Below are 19,473 nucleotides of genomic sequence, written 5' to 3'. Positions count from 1 at the left end.
GCCGGCCCCGGGATGGGGGGCCGGCCGCGGGATGCGGGGGATGCCCGCGCACCTGCCACCTGGGCGGAGTCCGCGCCGTAGGGGTCGGCCGACGCGGACTTCCTGCCGGGGATCACCCGGACACCACGACGATGGCAGGACGGTGTCCTCCGGGCGACAGGCCGGGCGTCATCTTGCACATGTCGAGCGTGGTTCACTCGATCCACCAGGAGCAAGGACGTTCTCAGCGCGTGATGTGTGCGTGGCGCGCATGATTCGGGGAGTTGGCCGTGGACGCGATCGACCGCCACATACTGGACATCCTCCGCAAGGACGGGCGAGCGCCCGTGTCGGAGATCGCCCGTGCCGTGGGACTCTCGGCGGCTCCGTGCGCCCGCCGCATCGAGCGGATGGAGAGGGAGGGCGTGATTCGAGGCTACACGGCGGTCATCGAGGACGGCCGCGCGGGCATGCTTCAGGCGTTCATCGAGATCCGCCTGCTCGGCGCGACCGACAGCGACGAGATCGAGGGCATCGCCGAGCGCATCCCGGAGATCGAGGAGAGCCACAGCATCGCCGGCACCTCCGACGCCCTGCTCAGGCTCCGGGTCCGGGACGTGAAGCATCTTCAGCAGGTGATCAACGCCGTGCGCCGGACCGGCATGGTGGAAGGCACCAAGACCTTCATCATCATGAACACCTGGATGCGCGCGACCGCGCGGGCCGGCACCCCCTGACCCGGGCCGGCGTCATGCCGAGGCCCGGCGGCCGTCCGCCCGCCGACGGCGGACTCGATCCGTGGTGCGGGCCCGACGCCGTCGCCCGCCGCACGGCCGGACCCGGCGGCTCCCGCAGCCGTACGGGCGGCTCACTCACGTGCCGTCGTGACGGCGCGTGCCAGTTGGAAGCGTGAGTGCAGGCCCAGTTTCCGGTAGACGCGGGTGAGGGTCGCTTCGACCGTCTTGACGCTGACGGTGAGGGTGGTGGCGATGTCGCGGTTGCTCGCTCCGGCGGCGGCGAGTTCGGCGCAGCGCTGTTCGGCGGAGGTGAGGCGGGGGCGGGCGTTGTGGTCCGTGGGGGCGGCGTCCAGCCGGCCGAGGGTGTGCGCGGCGGTTTCGGCCCAGGGGTGTGCCTGGTGGGCCGTGAAGAGGTCGGCGGCGCTCTGCGCGGCGGTACGGGCGCTGGCGCGGCGGCGTCCGCGTCGTTCGGTGTGGCTGAGCGCCAGCAGGGTCCGGCCCCGTTCGAGGGGGAGGTGGCGGAGGCGGTCGGCCGCGTCGGTGAGGCGCCGGGCCGCGATGTCGTAGTGGCCCCGGGCGGCGTCCAGGAGCGCCTGGGCGCGTTCGAGCGGAGGGAGGACCGCGTCCCTGCCGAGTTCGTCCGCGGTGCGGCGGGTGTCGTCCAGCAGGCTCTGTGCCTGGTCGAGGCGGCCGAGGGCCACGAAGGTCTCGGCGAGTTCGGGGTGCCAGCGCAGGACCGTCGGATCGCCGACCTGCTGGAGCTCTTCCAGCGCGCGGACCTCCTCCAGAACCTCCAGGGCTTCCTTGGGGCGGCCGGTGGCCAGGAGCAGGTGGCCGAGGGCGAAGAGGTTGCGGGAGAGGAAGACCTTGTTGTCCTCCTGCCGGGCGGTGTCGACTCCGCGGCGTGCGTGCACGAGGGCGAGGTCGGTGCGCCGGGCGGTGCCGGCGACGAGGGCGGAGGTGTAGCAGGCGGGTGCGGCCGACAGCGCGGTCCCGTCGGTCAGCGCCTGGGCGCGGTCGGCGTGCTGGAGCGCTCTGGCGCAGCGTCCGGCGCGGAGTTCGGCCTCGGCGAGGCTGCGCAGGATGTCCACGGTCGCCTCGGCGTCTCCCGCCCGCTCGGCTTCGACGAGCAGGGGGAGCAGCGCGGTGCGGGCCTCGTCGGGGCGGTCGTCGAAGAGGGCGTGCCGGGCGGCGAGGTGCTGGGGTGTGCCGTTGACCGGGATGGCGGCGGCGCGTGGCAGGGACAGGGCGCGGCGGAGCGTGGTCTCGGCGTCGGCGTGCCCGAGGACGCGTTGGAGGCGGGCCTGCATCGTGAGGGCCATGACGGTGGTGGTGGTGTCGCCGGCGGTCTCGGCGAGGGCGGTGGCCTGGCCGGCCAGGGCACACGCCCGGCGGGGGTCGCCCTCGGTGACGTTCGCCCAGATGGACTGGCGGATGAGGATCTGGGCGGTGGGGCCGGGGCGTCCGGCCGCCGTGTGGAGTGCGTCGGCGAACAGTTCGTCGGCGCCGTGAAGGTGCCGGCCGCTCGCGTCGATCAGGGCGATGAGGGCGTCGACGCGCTGCTCGGGGGTGGTGTCGTGGCCCAGGACGAGGCGGGCGGCGGCCCGGCCGCGGGGGAGGTCGCCGTAGTGGGAGGCGTCGCGTACGGCGGTCAGGGCCCGTTCGGTGAGCAGTTCTCCGTGGTCGTGCGAGGTGCGCTGGGCGGCGAGGAAGGAGAGTTCCGCGGCGAGCGCGTGGTCGCCGCGCTGCCGGGCGCGTACGGCGGCGCGGGCGGCGCGGTGGGCCGAGCGCGGGTCGTCGGCGTCGGCCGCCAGCACGGTGTGCCGGTCGCGGCGGACGCTGTCGTGGCTGGCCTCGGCCAGGCGGGCGTGCAGAAGTCTGCGCGCGTCGCCCGGCAGCCGCGTCGCGAGCTCCGTGCCGATCGCGGCGGCGGTGAACCGCACGCTCCCGTCCGGCCGCCCGATGTCGAGCAGTCCCGCTGCCTCGGCCTGGGCCAGGAGGGTGTCGGCTGCCGGGCCGGCGATGCGGCCGAGCAGTTCCAGGTCGGGCCGGTCGTCCAGTGCGGCGAACGTCAGCAGTTCCCGCACCTGGGGCGGTACGTCGCCCAGCCACTCGCCCACCAGCCGGCGGGCCGTCGGCGGCAGGGCCGGCTCGCTCTCACCCTCCCGGTCCGCGAGCGGCCACGGGGCGTCGGCCAGCGCCAGGGCCAGGGCCGGGTTCCCGCCGCTGTGGGCGTGGACGCGCGCGACCTCGCGGGGGGCGAGCCGGTACGGGGACAGCAGGTCCGCGATCTGAGGTGCCGTCAGAGGAGGGACGGGCACCGCGTATGTGTCCTCGCCGCACCAGTGGCCCGCGGCTCCCGGGCGCCAGGCGCGCTCGGCCGCGATGACGGGAAGGTCCGGGACCAGGCGCAGCGCCCAGCCCAGGACGTCCGCACTGGTGTGGTCCAGCCACTGGGCGTTGTCCACCACCAGCGTCATGGGCGGCGCCTCCCTCAGCAGGGCAGCGGTCAGGCGGCGCAGCCGCAGCGCCCGACCGGCATCGTCCGGAGAACCGGACCGGCCGGCGGTCTCGTCGAGGGCCGCCGTCAGCTCCCGCGCGGCGGGCAGGGACGGTAGCGCCAGGGCGAGTTCGAGCAGCCCGGCACAGGCGACCCGGGCGTCCTGCGGGCCCGGGGCCAGCCGCAGGACCGGCAGGCCCGACTGCCGTCCCAGGACACCGGCCGCGGTGGTCTTGCCGCTTCCGGGCGGGCCGAACAGGACCACCCGGCGGGTGCCGGGTCCGCTCTCGGACACCTCCGGCAGCAGCGGGCCGGTCTCGGGGGACGCGTTCGTCCACATCGCTGAGTCTGGCATCGGGCCATGGTGCGCCCACCGGGGCTCCCCGTCCAGGTCAAGGGGTTTCCCCGATGTCGGCAGTCCCCCTCGTCTCTAGCCTCATGCCACAGCCGGGCCAACTGCCGCCGAACATCCCCCGCACTCCAGGTGCCGTCCAGCGGCAACTCCCCGACGAGGCCCGGCGGAAGGATTGTCATGTACCGCAAAAACGCCCTGGCGGCCGGTGTCGCGGCAGCCCTCGCACTGGGCTCCGTGACCATGGTGGCCACCCAGTCCACCGCCGTTCCCCAGTCCGCCGCGGCCGGCACCTCCGCCGCCCAGCCCGGCGCCGGCTTCCGGGCGATGACGGCCGACACGCGCGGCGAGGCGATACGCGAGGCCGGCCGGAACGCGTCCGCGACCGCCCGCGCACTCGGCCTGGGCCCCGAAGAGCGCCTGGTGGCCAAGGACGTGCTGATCGACACCGACGGCGCCCGGCACGTGCGCTACGACCGCACCTACGACGGCCTGGCCGTGATCGGCGGCGACCTGGTCGTCCATCTGGCCAAGAACGGTGAGATCACCGGCTCGGACCTGGCGCACCAGGGCGCCATCGAGGTCGCCGGCACCACGCCGAAGCTGACGGCTGCCGACGCCTCGGCCAAGGCCGTGAAGCACGCCAAGCACGTGAAGAAGGCGAAGGCCGGCAGCAAGGACAGCACCCTGGTGGTGTACGCGGTCGGCAAGATCCCCGTCCTCGCCTACCGCTCGACCGTCACCGGCGCGGGCGAGACCGGCCCGGCCTCGCGGGAGGCGGTGATCGTCGACGCGACCAGCGGCGCGGCGCTGGACCAGTACGAGCTGCACCAGAGCGTCACGGGCACCGGCAACGGCGTCACCGTCGGCCAGGTCTCCATCGAGACCACCCAGACCGGCAGCGGCTACACCCTCACCGACGCCGCGCACGGCGGCACCATCGTCTACGACTCCTACAACAGCCCCCAGTCGAACCCGAGACAGAACGCCAGGGCCTTCTCCAAGACCTCCAACTCCTGGGGCAACGGCACCGCGTCCAGCCGCGAGAGCGCCGCCGTGGACGCCTCCTACGGCCTGGCGAAGACCTGGGACTACTACAAGAACTCCTTCAACCGCTCCGGCATCCGCAACGACGGCCGCGGCGCCCCCGCCTACGTGCACGTCGACAACAGCCTGGTCAACGCCTTCTACGACGACACCTGCTTCTGCATGTACTTCGGTGACGGATCCTCGCAGAACGCCAACACGCCCGTGACCGCGGTCGACGTGGCCGGCCACGAGATGAGCCACGGCGTCACCGCCGCCACCGCCAACCTCACCTACTCCGGCGAGTCCGGCGGTCTCAACGAGGCCACCAGCGACATCTTCGGCACCATGGTCGAGTTCTCCGCCAACAACGCCGCCGATCCGGGCGACTACTACATCGGCGAGAGGCTCAACATGTCCAGCGGCTACCTGCGCCGGATGGACAACCCCTCCGCCGACGGGAACTCGCTCTCCTGCTGGAACTCGGGCGCCGGCTCGGTGGACGTGCACTACTCCTCCGGCATCGCCAACCACTTCTTCTACCTGGCCGGCGAAGGCACCGGCGCGAAGACCATCGGCGGACGCGCGCACAACGGAACCACCTGCAACAACGACACCTTCAGCGGCATCGGCAAGGACAAGGCCGCCGCCGTCTGGTACCGCGCGCTGTCCACCTACATGACCTCCACCACCAACTACGCCGGCGCCCGCACCGCCACTCTGCAGGCCGCCGCAGACCTCTACGGCACCAACTCCCAGGAGAGGTACCTCGTCTCCAAGGCGTGGGCGGCCGTCAGCGTCGGCACCGCCCTGCCCGACCCCGGCAACGGCACCCCCACCCCCACCCCCGATCCGACCGATCCCCCCACCGGAAACGCGCTGGCCAACGGTAGCTTCGAGCAGGGCACCAGCGGCTGGACCCAGAGCGACAACATCATCACCAACTCGTCCCTGCAGGCGGCGCGCGACGGGTCCTGGTACGCCTGGATGATGGGCTACGGTGCCGACGCCGTCGAGTCCGTGTCCCAGTCGAACATCGCGGTACCCGCCACCGGCGCCCCGAAGCTCACCTTCTGGCTGAAGGTCTCCACCCAGGAGTCCGGCTACGCCGCCTACGACACCCTCAAGGTCAAGATCAACGGCACCACGCTGGCCACCTACTCCAACGCCAACGCGAGCTCGGGATACGTCCAGAAGACCGTCGACCTGTCCGCCTACAAGGGCCAGTCGGTGAAGCTGGAGTTCGCCGGCACCGAGGACACCTACCTGGCGACCATCTTCCTCCTCGACAACATCGCCATCGGCTGACCGGTCCCCTCACCCCGCGCACTCCCGCGGCCGGAGCCCCTGTCGGGTGCTCCGGCCGCGCATGCCTCCCCCTCGGGGCGGGCTCCCTCGGGCCCGCCCCCTACCCCCGCCGCCCCTTGAAGTTGATCTTCATCGTGTCCATGTCGGTCGCGGTGGAGCGGAGCGGGCCGTGGGCGTGACCGGCCGCGCGCAGCGCGGTCTCGGCACGGTCCTCGGCGAGGGCGCAGGCCATCTCCTCGCCGTCGTCGGGGTCGGAGAGGACGACGTAGCGGAAGCTGAAGTGCTTGAGGACGCGGTCGTAGGTGAGGGAGCCCTCCTCGGTGAACTGCATGGCGGCCAGGCCGTGGTCGTCGGCCTCGGCCAGGAGCCGGGTGCGGGACGCGTCCGTCAGCCCCTCCCATGTGCCGCGCACGATCACCCGGTAGGTGTGCTGCGTACTCATCGCTCTCCGCCGTTCCTCGCTCAGGGCTCCGTCGGATCGCGAGCCTACGGGGCCCCGGCCCGGTGGAAAACGGGATTTTTCCGGGGCGGGGGCGCCTTTGCCGAAGTCTGACGGCTGATCCACTGGTCCGGGCGGCATCCAGCGTGTTCCATGGTCATCGGGGGGCGCCCGGACCTGCGGCGGCCCGCGCGAGGGAGCGAGGTTGCCTTGGCCACCACCGTACGACGGTCCGTACTCACCCTGCCCGCGGCGGTGACGGGGCCCGAGAACCCGCTGCCGGCGCTGCGGCCCCTGGACGAGGCGCATGTGATCGACGACCGCGACCGGGGGGACATGCCCCGGGACATGGCGCGGCAGCTCGGGCACGCGCCGCTCGCCACGGTCCTGCCGGTGCGGATCCTCGACGGGTACGGACGCGAGCGCACGCCCACGGACCTCGACACGATCGTCATCGAGAACGAGCGGCTGCGGGTCACCGTGCTGCCCGGCCTCGGCGGCCGGATCCACTCGCTGTTCCACAAGCCGACCGGCCGCGACCTCGTCTACGCCAACCCGGTGCTCCAGCCCGCCGACTTCGCCCTCAACGGCGCCTGGTTCTCCGGCGGCATCGAGTGGAACATCGGGGCGACCGGGCACACCACCCTGTCGTGCGCCCCGGTGCACGCCGCGCGGGTCCCGGCGCCCGACGGGGGCGAGATGGTCCGGCTCTGGGAGTGGGAGCGCCTGCGCGACCTGCCCTTCCAGGTCGATCTGTGGCTGCCGGCCGACTCCGACTTCCTCCACGTCGGCGTACGGATACGCAATCCGCACGAGCACCCCGCCCCCGTCTACTGGTGGTCCAACATCGCCGTCGAGGAGGGGGAGCGGACCCGGGTCCTCGCCCCCGCCGAGGAGGCGTGGCGCTTCGGTTACGAGCGGAACCTGACCCGCGTTCCGGTGCCCCGGACCGACGGCACCGACCACACCTACCCCCTGCGCGGCGACTTCCCCGCCGACTACTTCTACGAGGTGCCGGACGGCGCCCGCCGGTGGATCGCCTCGCTGGACGCGGAGGGCCGCGGACTCGTCCAGACCTCCACGGACCTGCTGCGCGGCCGCAAGCTGTTCGTCTGGGGCAGCGGCCCCGGCGGCCGCCGCTGGCAGGAATGGCTCACCGAGCCCGGCACCACCGGATACGCCGAGATCCAGGCCGGTCTGGCCCGCACCCAACTGGAGCACGTCCCGCTGGAGCCCGGCGGTGCGTTCAGCTGGCTGGAGTCGTACGGTCCGCTGGCCGCGGACCCCGGGGCCGTGCACGGCGAGGACTGGGACGCCGCCCGAGCGGAGGCCGAGCGGCGGCTGGCCGAGGCCCTGCCGCGCGACGAGGTGGACGCGGCGTACGAGGCATGGCGGCGGTGCGCGGACACCGAGCCCGGCGAGATCCTCGCCACCGGCTCCGGCTGGGGCGCCCTCGAAGTGCGGCGCGGCGCCCACAAGCTGCCCGGAACCCCGTTCCCCGACTCCACCCTCGGCGAACAGCAGGCTCCCTGGCTGGAGTTGCTCGACCAGGGAGCCTTCCCCGAGCAGCGCGGCTCCGCCCCGCCCGGTCCCACCCTGGTCTCGCCGCACTGGCGCGACATGCTGGAGACGGCCCCGGCCGCACCGCTGACCGAATACCACCTCGGCGTCGCCCAGTGGCACGCCGGGGACCGTGCCCAGGCGGTCCGGAGCTGGGAGCGCGGGCTCGGACCGGCCGTCTCGCGCTGGCCGCTGCTGCGCTGTCTGGCCGTCGCGGCACAGGAGAGCGGCCAGCGGGACCGTGCCGCCGACCACTACGCGGAGGCGTTCGCCGACCTCGTGGTCCGGCGCGGCGGCGACGAGGGGGAGGAGTGGGCCGCCGCCACGGCCGCGCTCGGCCGGGAGGCCGTCGAGGCCCTGCTCGCGGCGGAGCGCCCCGCCGACGCCCGAGCCGTCTGGGAGGGGCTGTCCGCCGAGGCGCGCGGCCGGGGCCGCTTCCGGCTGCTGGAGGCGCGCATCCTCGTCGCGGAGGGTGACCGGGCGGCGGCCCGCGCCCTGTTCGACGCGGGCTTCGAGGTCGCCGATCTGCGCGAGGGAGCGGAGATCCTGGACGAGGTGTGGGCCCAGATCACCGATGAGCCGCTGCCGGACGCGTACAACTTCCGTATGCGGCCCCGGGGCTGACGGCGCGGCGGGAAGGGCCGGCCGGGCGGGCCGTCCCGAGGGGCGGCCCGCCGGTGGTTCGGACCGTGCGGCCCGCCGGCCGTTCAGATCGCGCGGTTGCGGTCCACGTACTCGAAGACCGAGCCGTCCGGGTGCACGGCGATGAGATTGCGGCCGGCCGGAGTCGGCACCGGACCCGCGATGACCCGGGCGCCGACCCGGTTCAGCGCGGCCAGCGCCTCGTCCACGTCCTTCACGGCGATGGTCGCGCTCACCCTGCGCAGGATCTCCAGCTCCGACTCGGGGCCGGCCATCAGGAGGAAGCAGCTGACGGCGGCGACGGAGACCCCGCCGCGCTCGAAACGCTGCGCCGGACTCGACGTCAGTTGCTCGTAGAAGGCCACCGCGGCCTCCAGATCGTCGACGCAGATACGCAGCGTGGTTCCCAGGATCTCCATGCGTACCAGGGTAGTTGGCCGGTCAGGGCGGTGCGATCGGTTCGCGGCAGGGGGAGGGGCGGCCGGCTTCTGGGCCCGGCGGGAGGTGCCGGGCCCGGGGCGCCGGGCTCAGGCCCGGCAGAGGATCTCGCCGTGCGGCACCATGAACCAGCCGTCCTCCTGCTCGCCCCAGGCGCGCCAGGCGTCGGCGATCGCGGTCAGCTGCTCCTCGGTCGCGTGCCCGCCCTCGACCGCCATTTTCGCGTAGACGGAGCCGACCGTGCGGTCCGCCCACATCCCGCTCCACCAGGCCCGGCTCTCCGGGGTGGCGAAGCACCAGGCGGCGGCCGTCGGGGTGATGTCGGTGAAGCCCGCGGCGTGCGCCCAGGAGAGCAGCCGGCGTCCGGCGTCCGGCTCGCCGCCGTTGGCCCGTGCCACCCGGTCGTACAGCCGCAGCCACGCGTCCATGTCCGGTGACGCGGGGAACCAGGTCATCGCCGCGTAGTCGCTGTCGCGCGCGGCCACGATGCCGCCGGGCCGGCAGACCCGGCGCATCTCGCGCAGCGCCTGCACCGGGTCGCCCACGTGCTGGAGCACCTGATGGGCGTGGACCACGTCGAAGGAGTCGTCGGGGAAGTCCAGGTCGTGGACGTCGGCCACGGCGAACTCGACATTGTCCAGGCCCCGTTCGGCGGCCACGGCGGCGGCCTGGTCCAGGATCTCCCGGGTGGTGTCCACCGCGGTCACCCGGCCCGGCGCGACCAGCGCGGCCAGGTCGGCGGTGATCGTGCCGGGGCCGCAGCCCACGTCCAGCACGTCCAGGCCGGAGCCGAGTTCCCCGATGAGGTAGCCCGCGGAGTTGGCGGCCGTGCGCCAGCGGTGTGAGCGCAGCACCGACTCGTGGTGCCCGTGGGTGTAGGTGGCGGTCTCCTTCGACATGGCCGTGCGTCCTCTCTCGGATGCGAACCCGCGAATGCGCTGTTCGGTGCGGATACGGTACGCCCGGAAGCCGCATAGTGAGATATGTGTCTTGCTATGTGGACGCGGGAGGATGTGGGGGCCCATGCGGAGGGGCGGCCGATTCGCCTTCGGCCGCCCCTTGTTGCCCCTCGTCGCCCCGTGTCGACCCGTGTCGACCCGTCTGCCGACGGGCCGGCGTCCCGTCCCGCCGGCACCCACCGCCCGGCCCGTCGGGGCCGGTTCTCACACGGACATCGGGCAGTACACCGTCAGTGCCTCCGGAAGCTTGTCGATCATCAGGTCGCCCTGGCTGTGCGCCACTTCGCCGTCGTACGCGTACGGCGTGCCCGGAGCGAGCCCGGAGATCCGGACCCGCCGCCGGTGGACCGCCGCATGCATGGGGGAGCGGGTCAGCGGGCCGGCGACGGCGGCGGCGAGCAGCCGCAGACCCGGGGTGCGGCCCCCGTGCACCACGCGCAGGTCCAGCAGCCCGTCCGCGAGGTTGTGGCGCCGGCCCGGTGCCGGACCGACCCGCTGGAACATCCCGTTGCCGATGAACAGCAGCCACAACGGGCGCCGCCTGCCCTGGAGTTCGGCCTCCAGGGGGCGTTCGCCGCGCAGCACCTTCAACGCGGCGAGCACACCGGCAGGCCAGCCGCCGATCCTCGGTGACCAGTGCTCGCGGGTCCGTACCAGCTCCGGGTAGACGCCGAGGCTGAAGGCGTTGAGGAAGTAGCCGTGCGCCCCGCCCGGCCCCTCCGGCCCCGGCCGGAAGCGGCCCAGGTCCACCCGGACCGCGCTGCCGCCGCCGAGCGCGGCGCAGACATCGGCCACCGTCTCGATGCCCAGGTCGTACGCGAAGTGGTTGAGGGTCCCGCCGGGGAACACGGCGAGCGGCAGCCCGTGCACGGCGGCCACCGCCGCCGCCCGGTTCACCGTGCCGTCGCCCCCGCACACCCCGATCGCGCGGCCCCGCCCCGCGGCCTTCTCCAGTTCCGCGGACAGTTCCTCGGGCGGGCACTCCACCACCTCGGCCCGGGGCAGCGCCGCCCGGACCTGCGTCGCCGTCGCCGTCGCCGTACCGGAGGCGCGGTTCACGACCACGACCAGGTCCTCGCCGTCCGGGAGGGCGGGCGCCTCGGCGGGCGGACGGCCCGGCGCGGGCAACTGGCCCCGGGTCGGCACGAGCCCCCGCAGCGCGAACGCCGCGCCCACCCCCAGCAGCGCCCCGGCCAGCACATCGCCCGGGTAGTGGACCCCGGTGTAGACCCGGGAGGCGGCCACCGACACGGCGACGGGGGCGACGACCGCCCCCCAGCCCTTCGACTCCAGGGCCACCCCGGTCGCGAAGGCCGCCGCCGACGCGGCATGCCCCGAGGGGAACGACGTGGTGACCGGCTGCCGCTCCAGCCGCCGTATCACCGGCACGACGTCCAGCAGCGGACGCTGCCTGCGGACCGCCCCCTTCCCGATCGTGTTGATGGTGGCCGACGCCACCGCCAGGGACGCGACTCCGCGTACGGCGGCCCGCCGGGCGCGGGCGCTGCCGCCGAACGCGGCCATGCCCGCCGCCGCGCCCAGCCACAGCAGCCCGTGGTCGGCGCTGCGGCTCAGCCTCGGCAGCACGGGCCCGGCGGCCGGCCAGTGGCGTGCGGCCAGACTTCTGAAGGCGGCCGCGTCGCCGGTGCGCAGCAGATGACGCAGGCCGGTGGTGCGCGGCAGCAAGGACGAGATCTTCGGTGACGACATGGAACACCGCATACCCCGCGCACCCCCGCCGAACCGGCAGGCGCGCCCGAGGCCCTCGGAATCCCTCCGGGGAGCCGCCTCGCGCCCCCCGCCGCGCTCCCGCCTTGCGCCTTCCGGAACCCCCGGGGCGCCCTCCCGTCATTGCCCCGGCAAGTGAGGCACGCATAGCCTGTGTTCGTGATGCCGGTCAGTGGCCGGAATGCCGAACACGAACACGAGAGGGTGGTGCACGACCATGGGGCGACTCGTCCCCGCGGTGACCCGGGCGCTGGACGTACTCGAACTCTTCCTCCAGGGCGACGGTACGCTCTCCGCGCCCGAGGTCACCCGCAAGCTCCAGCTGCCGCGCACCACGGTCCACGAGCTGTTGACCACGCTCGCCGCGCGCTCCTATCTGGTCGCGGTCCCCGACCAGCCCGGCCGCTACCGCCTGGGCGTGCGCACGTACCAGCTCGGCAGCCGCTACGCCGAGCAGCTCGACCTCGCCGCCGAGGGGCAGCAGGTCGCCCGGCGCGTCGCCGAGACGTGCGGGGAGACCGTGCACGTGGCGATCCTGGAGGGGACGGACGTCATCTACATCGCCAAGGTGGACTCCACCCATGCCGTCCGCATGGTGTCGGCGGCCGGCCGCCGGCTGCCCGCGCACTGCACGTCCGTCGGCAAGATGCTGCTCGCGGCCCTTCCCGAACGGGAGCTGGACGCCCGTCTCGACGGACTCGAACTCACCGGCATGACCCCCGACAGCATCACCGACGAGGCCACGCTGCGGTCCGCGCTCGCCGGCGTCCGGGAGCGCGGCTTCGCCGTCGAGCACCGGGAGTCCAACCCCGATGTGAGCTGCGTCGCCGCGCCCGTACGGGACCGTTCGGGGCGGGTCGTCGCCGCCCTCTCGGTCTCCGTGCCCATGATCCGCTGGAGCGAGGAGCGCGAGTCCGAGCTGGCCGCCCTCGCCGTCGAGGGCGCCGACGAGCTGTCCGGCCGGCTCGGGCACCACCGGGGGGACCGATGAACCGCACCCGCCTCGACATCGCCGTACGGGAACACGCCGAACTGGGCGAGGGCCCGACCTGGGACCCGGCCGGCGAACGGCTGATCTGGGTCGACATCCTCTCCGCCCGGATCCACACCTACGCGCCCGCGACGGGCCGGCGCACCGTGATGGCCACCGAGCAGCACGTCGGCGCGGCCAAGCCGCGGACCGGCGGCGGGCTCGTGGTCAACCTGCGGGACGGCGTCGGTCTGTACGACGCGGACGGCGCGTTCCGCTGGCTGGTCCACGATCCCGAACCAGGGCGGCGCGGCAACGACGCCGCCGTGGCGCCGGACGGGGCGCTCTGGGCCGGGACGATGCTGTACGACGAGTCGCGGACCGGCGGCAGTCTCGCCCGGATCGCGCCCAACGGCGCCGCCACGCGGGTGCTGCCCCTGGTGGCGTGCAGCAACGGCACCGGCTGGAGCCCCGACGGGCGGCTGATGTACTACATCGACACGCCGACCCGCCGGATCGACGTCTTCGACGTGGACGGCGAACGGGTCACCGGCCGCCGCCCGTTCGCCACCGTGGAGGACGGTGCCGGCTACCCCGACGGACTGACGGTCGACGCCGACGGGGCGGTCTGGGTGGCCCTGTGGGACGGCGCCGCCCTGCGCCGCTACACCCCCGACGGCCGGCTGGACCGCACGGTCCCGCTGCCCGTGCGCAGGCCCACCGCCTGCGCGTTCGGCGGCCGGGACCTGCGCGACCTCTACATCTCCACCGCCCGCACCGGCCTGACCGCGCCGCACCCCTTCTCGGGATCGCTGCTCGTGCTGCCGGACGCCGGGCGGGGACTGCCGGGCACGGCCTTCGCGGGCTGACCGGGGCCGCGGCCGGGCGCGTCGCGGGGCGCGGCGACCCGCCTGGCGGGACGGTGTCGCGGGTGCCGGGGCCGGCCCCCTCCGGCGCCGTCCCCGCTCACTCCGCGGGGAAGCGGCGGAGCGGACCCGGCAGCCGGGAGCCCAGCGGCGACATGTTCCCGTCGGCGCCGTGCCGGGCGAGCAGGTCCAGGGCGAGCCGGCCGCGCCGGACCCGTTCGCGCGCGGTCCGCAGGGCGACCTCGCGCAGATGCGCGCCGTACGGGTAGATCCCCGGCGCCCTGGACAGGCCGAACTTGAGGTAGATCGGGGCGCCCCGCCGGATCAGCTCCGCCGCCTCGTACATCCGCACATAGCCGCCGAGATCGTCCGGCGCCTCGATGTACAGGTCCATCGGGGCGGCCGACACCCTTCGGATCTCCGTGAAGTGAGCGAGCGTCAGGTCCGAGGGGACGTTCACCGAGTCCGCGCCCAGCCGCTCGTAGACCTCGAAGGAGGCGGGGTTCACCGGGCCGATCAGGGCCGACACCTTGAACGTCGTATCGGCCGGCAGGACCCCCCGCTCGCGCAGCCGGTGCAGGGTTCTCAGCACGCCCTCGTCGGCCACCAGCAGGCATGTCACACCGAGCGCCGAGGCCCGCAGGGCGTCCTCGACGCAGCCCGCCAGCGCGTCGTGACCGCGCGCCCGCAGGCCGGCGCCGCCGGAGTCCGTCCGGTAGGAGGCCCCGGTGTCCCAGCTGCCGCGCGGACCGGTGAACAGGCAGAGTTCGACGCCGCGCGCCGCGCAGGCGCCGACCATCTCGGTGATCTCGGCGTCCGTGAGCATCCAGATCCCGCTGCCCTGGCTGATCCGGTGCACCGGGACGTCGAGACGGGCGCTCTCCTCCAGGACGACGGCCAGTGCCTCCGGGCCCTCCACGGAGGGGACCTCGGTCCGCCAGGTGCCCCCGTCGGGGAAGGCATGCGGCGAGGCGTCCGCCGGATCGGCGGCGGGCGCGCCCATGCCGAGCGCGCCGAGCGCGGGCTCGCCGGGGCTCCGGACGGGGGAGGGGGTCGGGTCCAGCGATGCGGCGGTCATGGACGGCCTTCCTGTTCGGTGGGTCGGACAAGGTTCGGGACAGTGGATGTGGGGCGGTACGGAGGGGCCGGTGCGGGGCCCGGGGGAGCCGGAGGGCGGGCGCCTGGGCCCGGTCGACGCGCCCCCGCGCCCTCCGGTGCGGCGGACGGCACGCGGTGCGGACCTACGGCCGCAGCAGCACCTTGCCCGTGCCCGCCCCGCCGCCCCCGACCAGCGCGACCGCGTCCGCGAACCGCTCCAGCGGGAACTCGTGCGTGATCAGCGCCGCGGGGTCCAGCAGCCCCGCCGTGAACGCCCGGACCGCGTACGCCCAGGACGCGGACGACGCCCCGAACACGCTGCGTACGGTCAACTGGCTCACCGACAGATGCACCGGGTCGATGCCCGCCGCCCCGGGCCCGAACATCCCCGTGAGCACGACCCGCCCGCCGCGCCGCGCGAGCAGACAGGCGTCGGCCGCCGTGGACGGGGCGCCCGCCGTCTCCACCACGAGGTCGTAGCGCCCCCGCACCCCCTCGGCCCCGCGCGGCGCCAGCGCCTCGCCCGCCCCGAACCGCAGTGCCTGCCCGGCGCGTTCGTCGCGCGGGTCGATGACCGTCAGCTCCCCGGGCGACACCGCCGCCAGGAACTGGACCGCGAGCAGCCCGAGCGTCCCCGCACCCACCACGGCGATCCGCTCGCCCGGCTCCGGGGCGCCCGCGCGCACGGCCGCCGCCACCACGGCGGCGGGCTCCAGCAGCGCGGCGGCGCGCAGATCCGCGTCGTCGGGGAGCGGGTGCAGCAGCCGGGCGGGCACCACGACATGGTCGGCGAAGGCACCCGGACGGGTGAACCCCGTCTCGTCGTAGCCCGCGGTGCACAGCGACGTCTCGCCCTCGCGGCACCGGTCGCAGCGGCCGCAGGAGCGGAAGCCCTCGGCCACGGTGCGCCGGCCGGTCAGCGCGGGGTCGACGCCGGGGCCCACGGCCTCGACCGTGCCCGCCCACTCATGACCGGGCACCACGGGATAGCGCACATAGCCCTCGGCGCGGCGGCCGTCGTACACCTCCCGGTCGCTCATGCAGATGCCCGCGGCGGCCACCCGCACCCGGACCTCGTCCGCCCCCGGCTCGGGCACCGGTCCGGTGGCCAGCCGGTGGCCGCCGGGTCCGTCGACGGTGATCGCCCGCGAGCGGGCGGAGGCGGTGCTCACTTGGGCTGCCTCTTCTCCCAGCCGTCGGCCCACAGATCGAACCGGGCCTGCTGCTGCGGGAACTCGGCCGCCGCGTCCACGTCCAGCTCCACCCCGAGGCCGGGGGCGTCGGAGAGGGCGAAGCAGCCGGTCTCCGGGTCCACCTCCGGCGCGCCGCGCACCACCTTCTTGATGTCCGCGTCCGCGAAGTCGTTGAAGTGCTCAAGGATCTTGAAGTTGGGGGTGCAGCCGGCGACCTGGAGGCTGGCCGCCGTGAGCACCGGACCGCCGACGTTGTGCGGGGCGACGAGCGTGTAGTGGGTCTCGGCCGTCGCGGCGAGCTTGCGGGTCTCCAGGATGCCGCCGATGTGGCCGACGTCCGGCTGGATGATGTCGGCCGCCTGCGACGCGAACAGCTCGCGGAACTCGATCCGGTCGTGGATGCGCTCCCCGGTCGCGATCGGCAGATCCACCTTGTCCGCCACCTTGGCCAGCGCCCGCAGATTCTCCGGCGGGACCGGCTCCTCCAGCCAGGCCGGCCGGAAGGGCGCCATCTCGTGCGCGATCCGCACCGCCGTGGACGGGCTGAACCGGCCGTGCATCTCCAGCATCAGTTCGGTGTCCGGGCCGATGGCGTCGCGGACCGCCTCGATCAGCGACACCGCGTACCGGGTCTCCTCGTGGCCCAGTTCGAAGTGGCCGGTGCCGAACGGGTCGATCTTCAGGGCCCGGTAGCCGCGCGCCACCACCCCGGACGCGGCCCGGTGGTACGCCTCCGGGGTCCGCTCGGTGGTGTACCAGCCGTTCGCGTACGCCTTCACGCGGTCGGTGACCCGGCCGCCCAGCAGCTGCCAGACCGGCACGCCGAGCGCCTTGCCCTTGATGTCCCAGCAGGCCATCTCGACGACCGCGATCCCGGACATGACGATCTCGCCGGCCCGGCCGTAGTCCCCGTACTTCATCCGGCGGACCAGGTCCTCCACGGCGAAGGGGTCCGACCCCTTGACGTGGTTGGCCTCCGCCTCGCGCAGATAGCCGAGAAGCGCGTCGGTGCGGCCGAGCATCCGGGTCTCGCCCACCCCGGTGAGACCCTCGTCGGTGTGGACCCGCACATAGGTGAGATTGCGCCAGGGTGTTCCGACCACATGTGTGCTGATTCCGGTGATACGCACGGGAGTCGCCCCTCGACTTGTTCGATATCTCGTCACTCGTTCGAAATCTTGGCGTGACCGTAATAACGCGGCGGGGCGAGTGTCAATGGGGCCACCCGGCGCGGCCTCCACAGGCGCCCCGCGCCATTCCCTCGTATAACTCGTACACGGGGCCGGAGAACGGCGACGGCGGACGCGGCGAGCGGCGAAGGAGGCCCGGATGGGCCCGGAGCGGACCGGACCGGGAGGAAGCGAGGGGCCGAGCGGCCCGCAGGGCCGGGGACCCGTGCGCTACGGGCCGCCCGCCCCCGGGCCCGGCCTGCCGGTCCTGCCCGAACTGGCCGGGGTGCTGGCCGCCGCGGCCGACGACGCCGCCCCCGAACCGGCCGGCGGCTCCTTCGCCCTGCGCGAGGCCGCCGTCGCCCACTGGGCGCGGCGCGGCCTGCACGGCGGCCCCGAGGGCGTCGCCGCTGCCCCCGGCGCCTCCCCGCTGCTGCTCGCCCTGATCGCCGCGCACGGCGGCGACGTGCTGATGCCCCGCCCCTGCCCCGCCGCCTGGATCCCGCAGGCCCGGCTCCTGGGCCGGCCCGCCTACCACGTGCCCACGCCCGCCGAATGCGGCGGCGTACCCGATCCGTACGCGCTCCTGGAGACCGTCCGCCGGGTGCGCGCCGAAGGCGGCCGGCCGCGCCTGCTGCTGCTCTCCGTCGCCGACGACCCCACCGCCACGGTTGCCCCGCCCGAACTCGTCCGCGAGGCATGCGAGGCGGCCGTCGCCGAGGGGCTGCACATCGTGAGCGACGAGACCTGGCGCGACACCCTGCACCGCCCCCGGGACACCGTGCTGATCAGCCCCGCCGAGATGTGCCCCGACGACGTCACCGTCGTCACCGACCTGGCGGGCGCGCTGACCCCGGCCGCCTGGCCGGTCGCCGTCGCCCGGTTCCCCGAGACCGCGCGGGCCGCCGCCCGCCACGCCCGTACGCTCGACATCCTCACCGCTCTCGGCGCGCTCGTCGCCCGCCCGGTCGCGGCCGCCGCCGCCCACGCGCTGCGCGAACCGGACGCCGTCACCGAACGCATCCGCCGCGCCGCCGCCCTCCAGTCCCGGGTCGCCGCCGCCGCCCACCAGGCGGTCCTGGCCTGCGGCGCGCTCGCCCGGCCGCCCCAGGCGGGCCGCCACCTCTACGCCGACCTCGCCCCGTTGCGGGCCCGGCTCGCCGAACGCGGCGTCACCGACTCGCTGGAGCTGGAGGGCTGGCTCACCGCCCGGCTCGGCGCCCCCGCCCCCGGCGGCCACCGCTTCGGCGACGAACTGGGCGCCCTGCGGGTACGCCTGGGCACCGGACCCCTGCTCGGCGCCACACCCGAGGAGCAGACCGCCTCCCTCACCGCCCCGGAACCCCTCGAATTGCCGCATGTCGCGGCGGCGCTGAGCATGTTCCGAGCGGCCCTCGACACACTCCGCTGACGGACGGGCCGACGCACTCGGAGACGGGAGCACGCGATGACGGAACGACCAGAGGGCGCCCGCACCCGGGAGGTCTCCCACGGCCGTGTGCTCGCCCCGCGTCCCCTCGGCGAGACGCGCGTCTGGCCCCGGAGCTTCGCCGACCGGCTCACCGCGCCGCTCCCCGGCGTCCTGGGCCTGACCCGGCTGGCCCGGGAGCACTCCGTCCGGCCCAACGCCGAGGGACTGCGCGGAATCCACCGGCTGCCCCACGCCCCCGAACCACTGCCCGCCGCCCCGGCCGGCACCACCTGCGTCACCTGGGCCGGGCACGCCAGCTGGATCATCCGCACCGGCGGCCTCACGATCCTCGCCGACCCCGTCTGGTCCCGCCGCATCCTGGGCACCCCGGCCAGGATCACCCCCGTCGGCGTCCGCTGGGAGGACCTGCCGCCGGTCGACGCCGTCGTCATCAGCCACAACCACTACGACCACCTCGACGCCCCGACCCTGCGCCGGCTGCCCCGGCACACACCCCTGTTCGTCCCCGCCGGACTGGGCCCCTGGTGCCGCCGCAGGGGATTCACCGTCGTCACCGAACTCGACTGGTGGGAATCGGCCGAACTGGACGGCGTCCGCTTCGACTTCGTCCCCGCGCACCACTGGTCCCGGCGCACCCTCACCGACACCTGCCGCTCGCTCTGGGGCGGCTGGGTCGTCGAGGACACCACCGGCCCCGGCGGCGGGCGGATCTACTTCGCCGGCGACACCGGCTACGGCCACTGGTTCACCGAGATCGGCCGCCGCCATCCCGGCATCGACCTCGCCCTGCTGCCCATCGGGGCCTACGAACCGCGCCGCTGGCTCGCCGACGTGCACACCGACCCGGAGGAGGCCGTCCAGGCGTACGAGGACCTCGGCGCCCACTCCATGGCCCCCATGCACTGGGCGACGTTCCTGCTCTCGGCCGAACCCGTCCTCGAACCGCTCACCCGGCTGCGCACCGCCTGGCGGCGCGCCGGGCACCCCCGCGAACGCCTCTGGGACCTGCCGATCGGCGGCTCCCGCCTCCTTGACACCGCCGACGAACCCCGCCCCGTCGGCCGCTGACCACCCCGG

General features: G+C 74.5%; 15 protein-coding genes. 7 read left to right on the top strand and 8 right to left on the bottom strand.

The annotated features are described in order from the left end of the window. Positions 1-269 precede the first annotated feature (269 nt). Complete coding sequence (locus ACWCXC_RS30145) at positions 270-716, top strand: Lrp/AsnC family transcriptional regulator (protein ID WP_450684804.1); 447 nt, start codon at positions 270-272, stop codon at positions 714-716. Positions 717-847: 131 nt separating this feature from the next. On the opposite strand, the gene ACWCXC_RS30140 is transcribed toward ACWCXC_RS30145, so the two are convergent. Continuing rightward, the gene (locus ACWCXC_RS30140) at positions 848-3,571 is read right to left on the bottom strand and encodes a LuxR C-terminal-related transcriptional regulator (RefSeq protein WP_450891088.1); all 2,724 of its coding nucleotides are present in this window, start codon (positions 3,569-3,571) and stop codon (positions 848-850) included. Positions 3,572-3,748: 177 nt separating this feature from the next. Between ACWCXC_RS30140 and ACWCXC_RS30135 the strand changes: the two genes are divergently transcribed. After that, a complete protein-coding gene (locus tag ACWCXC_RS30135; protein ID WP_450891087.1) occupies positions 3,749-5,902 on the top strand; it encodes a M4 family metallopeptidase in 2,154 nt (717 codons plus the stop codon). A 100-nt stretch (positions 5,903-6,002) separates the two neighbouring features. On the opposite strand, the gene ACWCXC_RS30130 is transcribed toward ACWCXC_RS30135, so the two are convergent. Beyond that, a complete protein-coding gene (locus ACWCXC_RS30130; protein ID WP_450891086.1) occupies positions 6,003-6,344 on the bottom strand; it encodes a DUF6204 family protein in 342 nt (113 codons plus the stop codon). Positions 6,345-6,551: 207 nt separating this feature from the next. Between ACWCXC_RS30130 and ACWCXC_RS30125 the strand changes: the two genes are divergently transcribed. Then, entirely contained in the window at positions 6,552-8,525 is a 1,974-nt protein-coding gene (locus tag ACWCXC_RS30125) for a DUF5107 domain-containing protein (protein ID WP_450891085.1), read from the top strand. A gap of 83 nt (positions 8,526-8,608) precedes the next feature. On the opposite strand, the gene ACWCXC_RS30120 is transcribed toward ACWCXC_RS30125, so the two are convergent. The 3 genes from ACWCXC_RS30120 to ACWCXC_RS30110 all read right to left on the bottom strand — a co-directional run bounded on the left by ACWCXC_RS30120 (position 8,609) and on the right by ACWCXC_RS30110 (position 11,650). After that, positions 8,609-8,962, bottom strand: a complete 354-nt coding sequence (locus tag ACWCXC_RS30120) for a VOC family protein (RefSeq protein ID WP_450683006.1) — start codon at positions 8,960-8,962, stop codon at positions 8,609-8,611. Positions 8,963-9,070: 108 nt separating this feature from the next. Continuing rightward, complete coding sequence (locus ACWCXC_RS30115) at positions 9,071-9,880, bottom strand: class I SAM-dependent methyltransferase (protein ID WP_450891084.1); 810 nt, start codon at positions 9,878-9,880, stop codon at positions 9,071-9,073. A gap of 264 nt (positions 9,881-10,144) precedes the next feature. Beyond that, complete coding sequence (locus ACWCXC_RS30110; RefSeq protein WP_450683004.1) at positions 10,145-11,650, bottom strand: phosphatase PAP2 family protein; 1,506 nt, start codon at positions 11,648-11,650, stop codon at positions 10,145-10,147. Positions 11,651-11,885: 235 nt separating this feature from the next. On the opposite strand from ACWCXC_RS30110, the gene ACWCXC_RS30105 reads away from it, so the two are divergent. Next, positions 11,886-12,659, top strand: coding sequence for an IclR family transcriptional regulator (locus tag ACWCXC_RS30105; RefSeq protein WP_450891083.1), 774 nt, complete (start codon positions 11,886-11,888; stop codon positions 12,657-12,659). Beyond that, positions 12,656-13,507, top strand: coding sequence for an SMP-30/gluconolactonase/LRE family protein (locus tag ACWCXC_RS30100; RefSeq protein ID WP_450683002.1), 852 nt, complete (start codon positions 12,656-12,658; stop codon positions 13,505-13,507). The genes ACWCXC_RS30105 and ACWCXC_RS30100 overlap by 4 nt, the downstream gene beginning before the upstream one ends. Positions 13,508-13,604: 97 nt before the next feature. Here the strand turns inward: ACWCXC_RS30100 and ACWCXC_RS30095 are convergent, their stop codons facing one another. From ACWCXC_RS30095 to ACWCXC_RS30085, 3 genes are all read right to left on the bottom strand, one after another. Continuing rightward, entirely contained in the window at positions 13,605-14,582 is a 978-nt protein-coding gene (locus tag ACWCXC_RS30095; protein WP_450683001.1) for a hypothetical protein, read from the bottom strand. 163 nt (positions 14,583-14,745) lie between these two features. Further along, positions 14,746-15,774: a zinc-dependent alcohol dehydrogenase gene (locus tag ACWCXC_RS30090; RefSeq protein ID WP_450683000.1), complete on the bottom strand. Its 1,029-nt coding sequence runs from the start codon at positions 15,772-15,774 to the stop codon at positions 14,746-14,748. Next, the gene (locus ACWCXC_RS30085) at positions 15,771-16,925 is read right to left on the bottom strand and encodes a mandelate racemase/muconate lactonizing enzyme family protein (RefSeq protein WP_450891082.1); all 1,155 of its coding nucleotides are present in this window, start codon (positions 16,923-16,925) and stop codon (positions 15,771-15,773) included. Before ACWCXC_RS30085 ends, ACWCXC_RS30090 begins: the two co-directional genes overlap by 4 nt. Positions 16,926-17,124: 199 nt before the next feature. Here ACWCXC_RS30085 and ACWCXC_RS30080 point away from each other — a divergent pair, with 199 nt between their 5' ends. Beyond that, a complete protein-coding gene (locus ACWCXC_RS30080; RefSeq protein ID WP_450891081.1) occupies positions 17,125-18,375 on the top strand; it encodes an aminotransferase class I/II-fold pyridoxal phosphate-dependent enzyme in 1,251 nt (416 codons plus the stop codon). A gap of 36 nt (positions 18,376-18,411) precedes the next feature. Next, positions 18,412-19,464: an MBL fold metallo-hydrolase gene (locus tag ACWCXC_RS30075; protein WP_450682997.1), complete on the top strand. Its 1,053-nt coding sequence runs from the start codon at positions 18,412-18,414 to the stop codon at positions 19,462-19,464. The last annotated feature ends 9 nt before the right edge of the window (positions 19,465-19,473 follow it).

The organism is Streptomyces sp. NPDC001515 (assembly GCF_053597115.1).
Note: the sequence above shows the minus strand (reverse complement) of the source record. Positions and strands in the feature narration are given on the sequence as shown.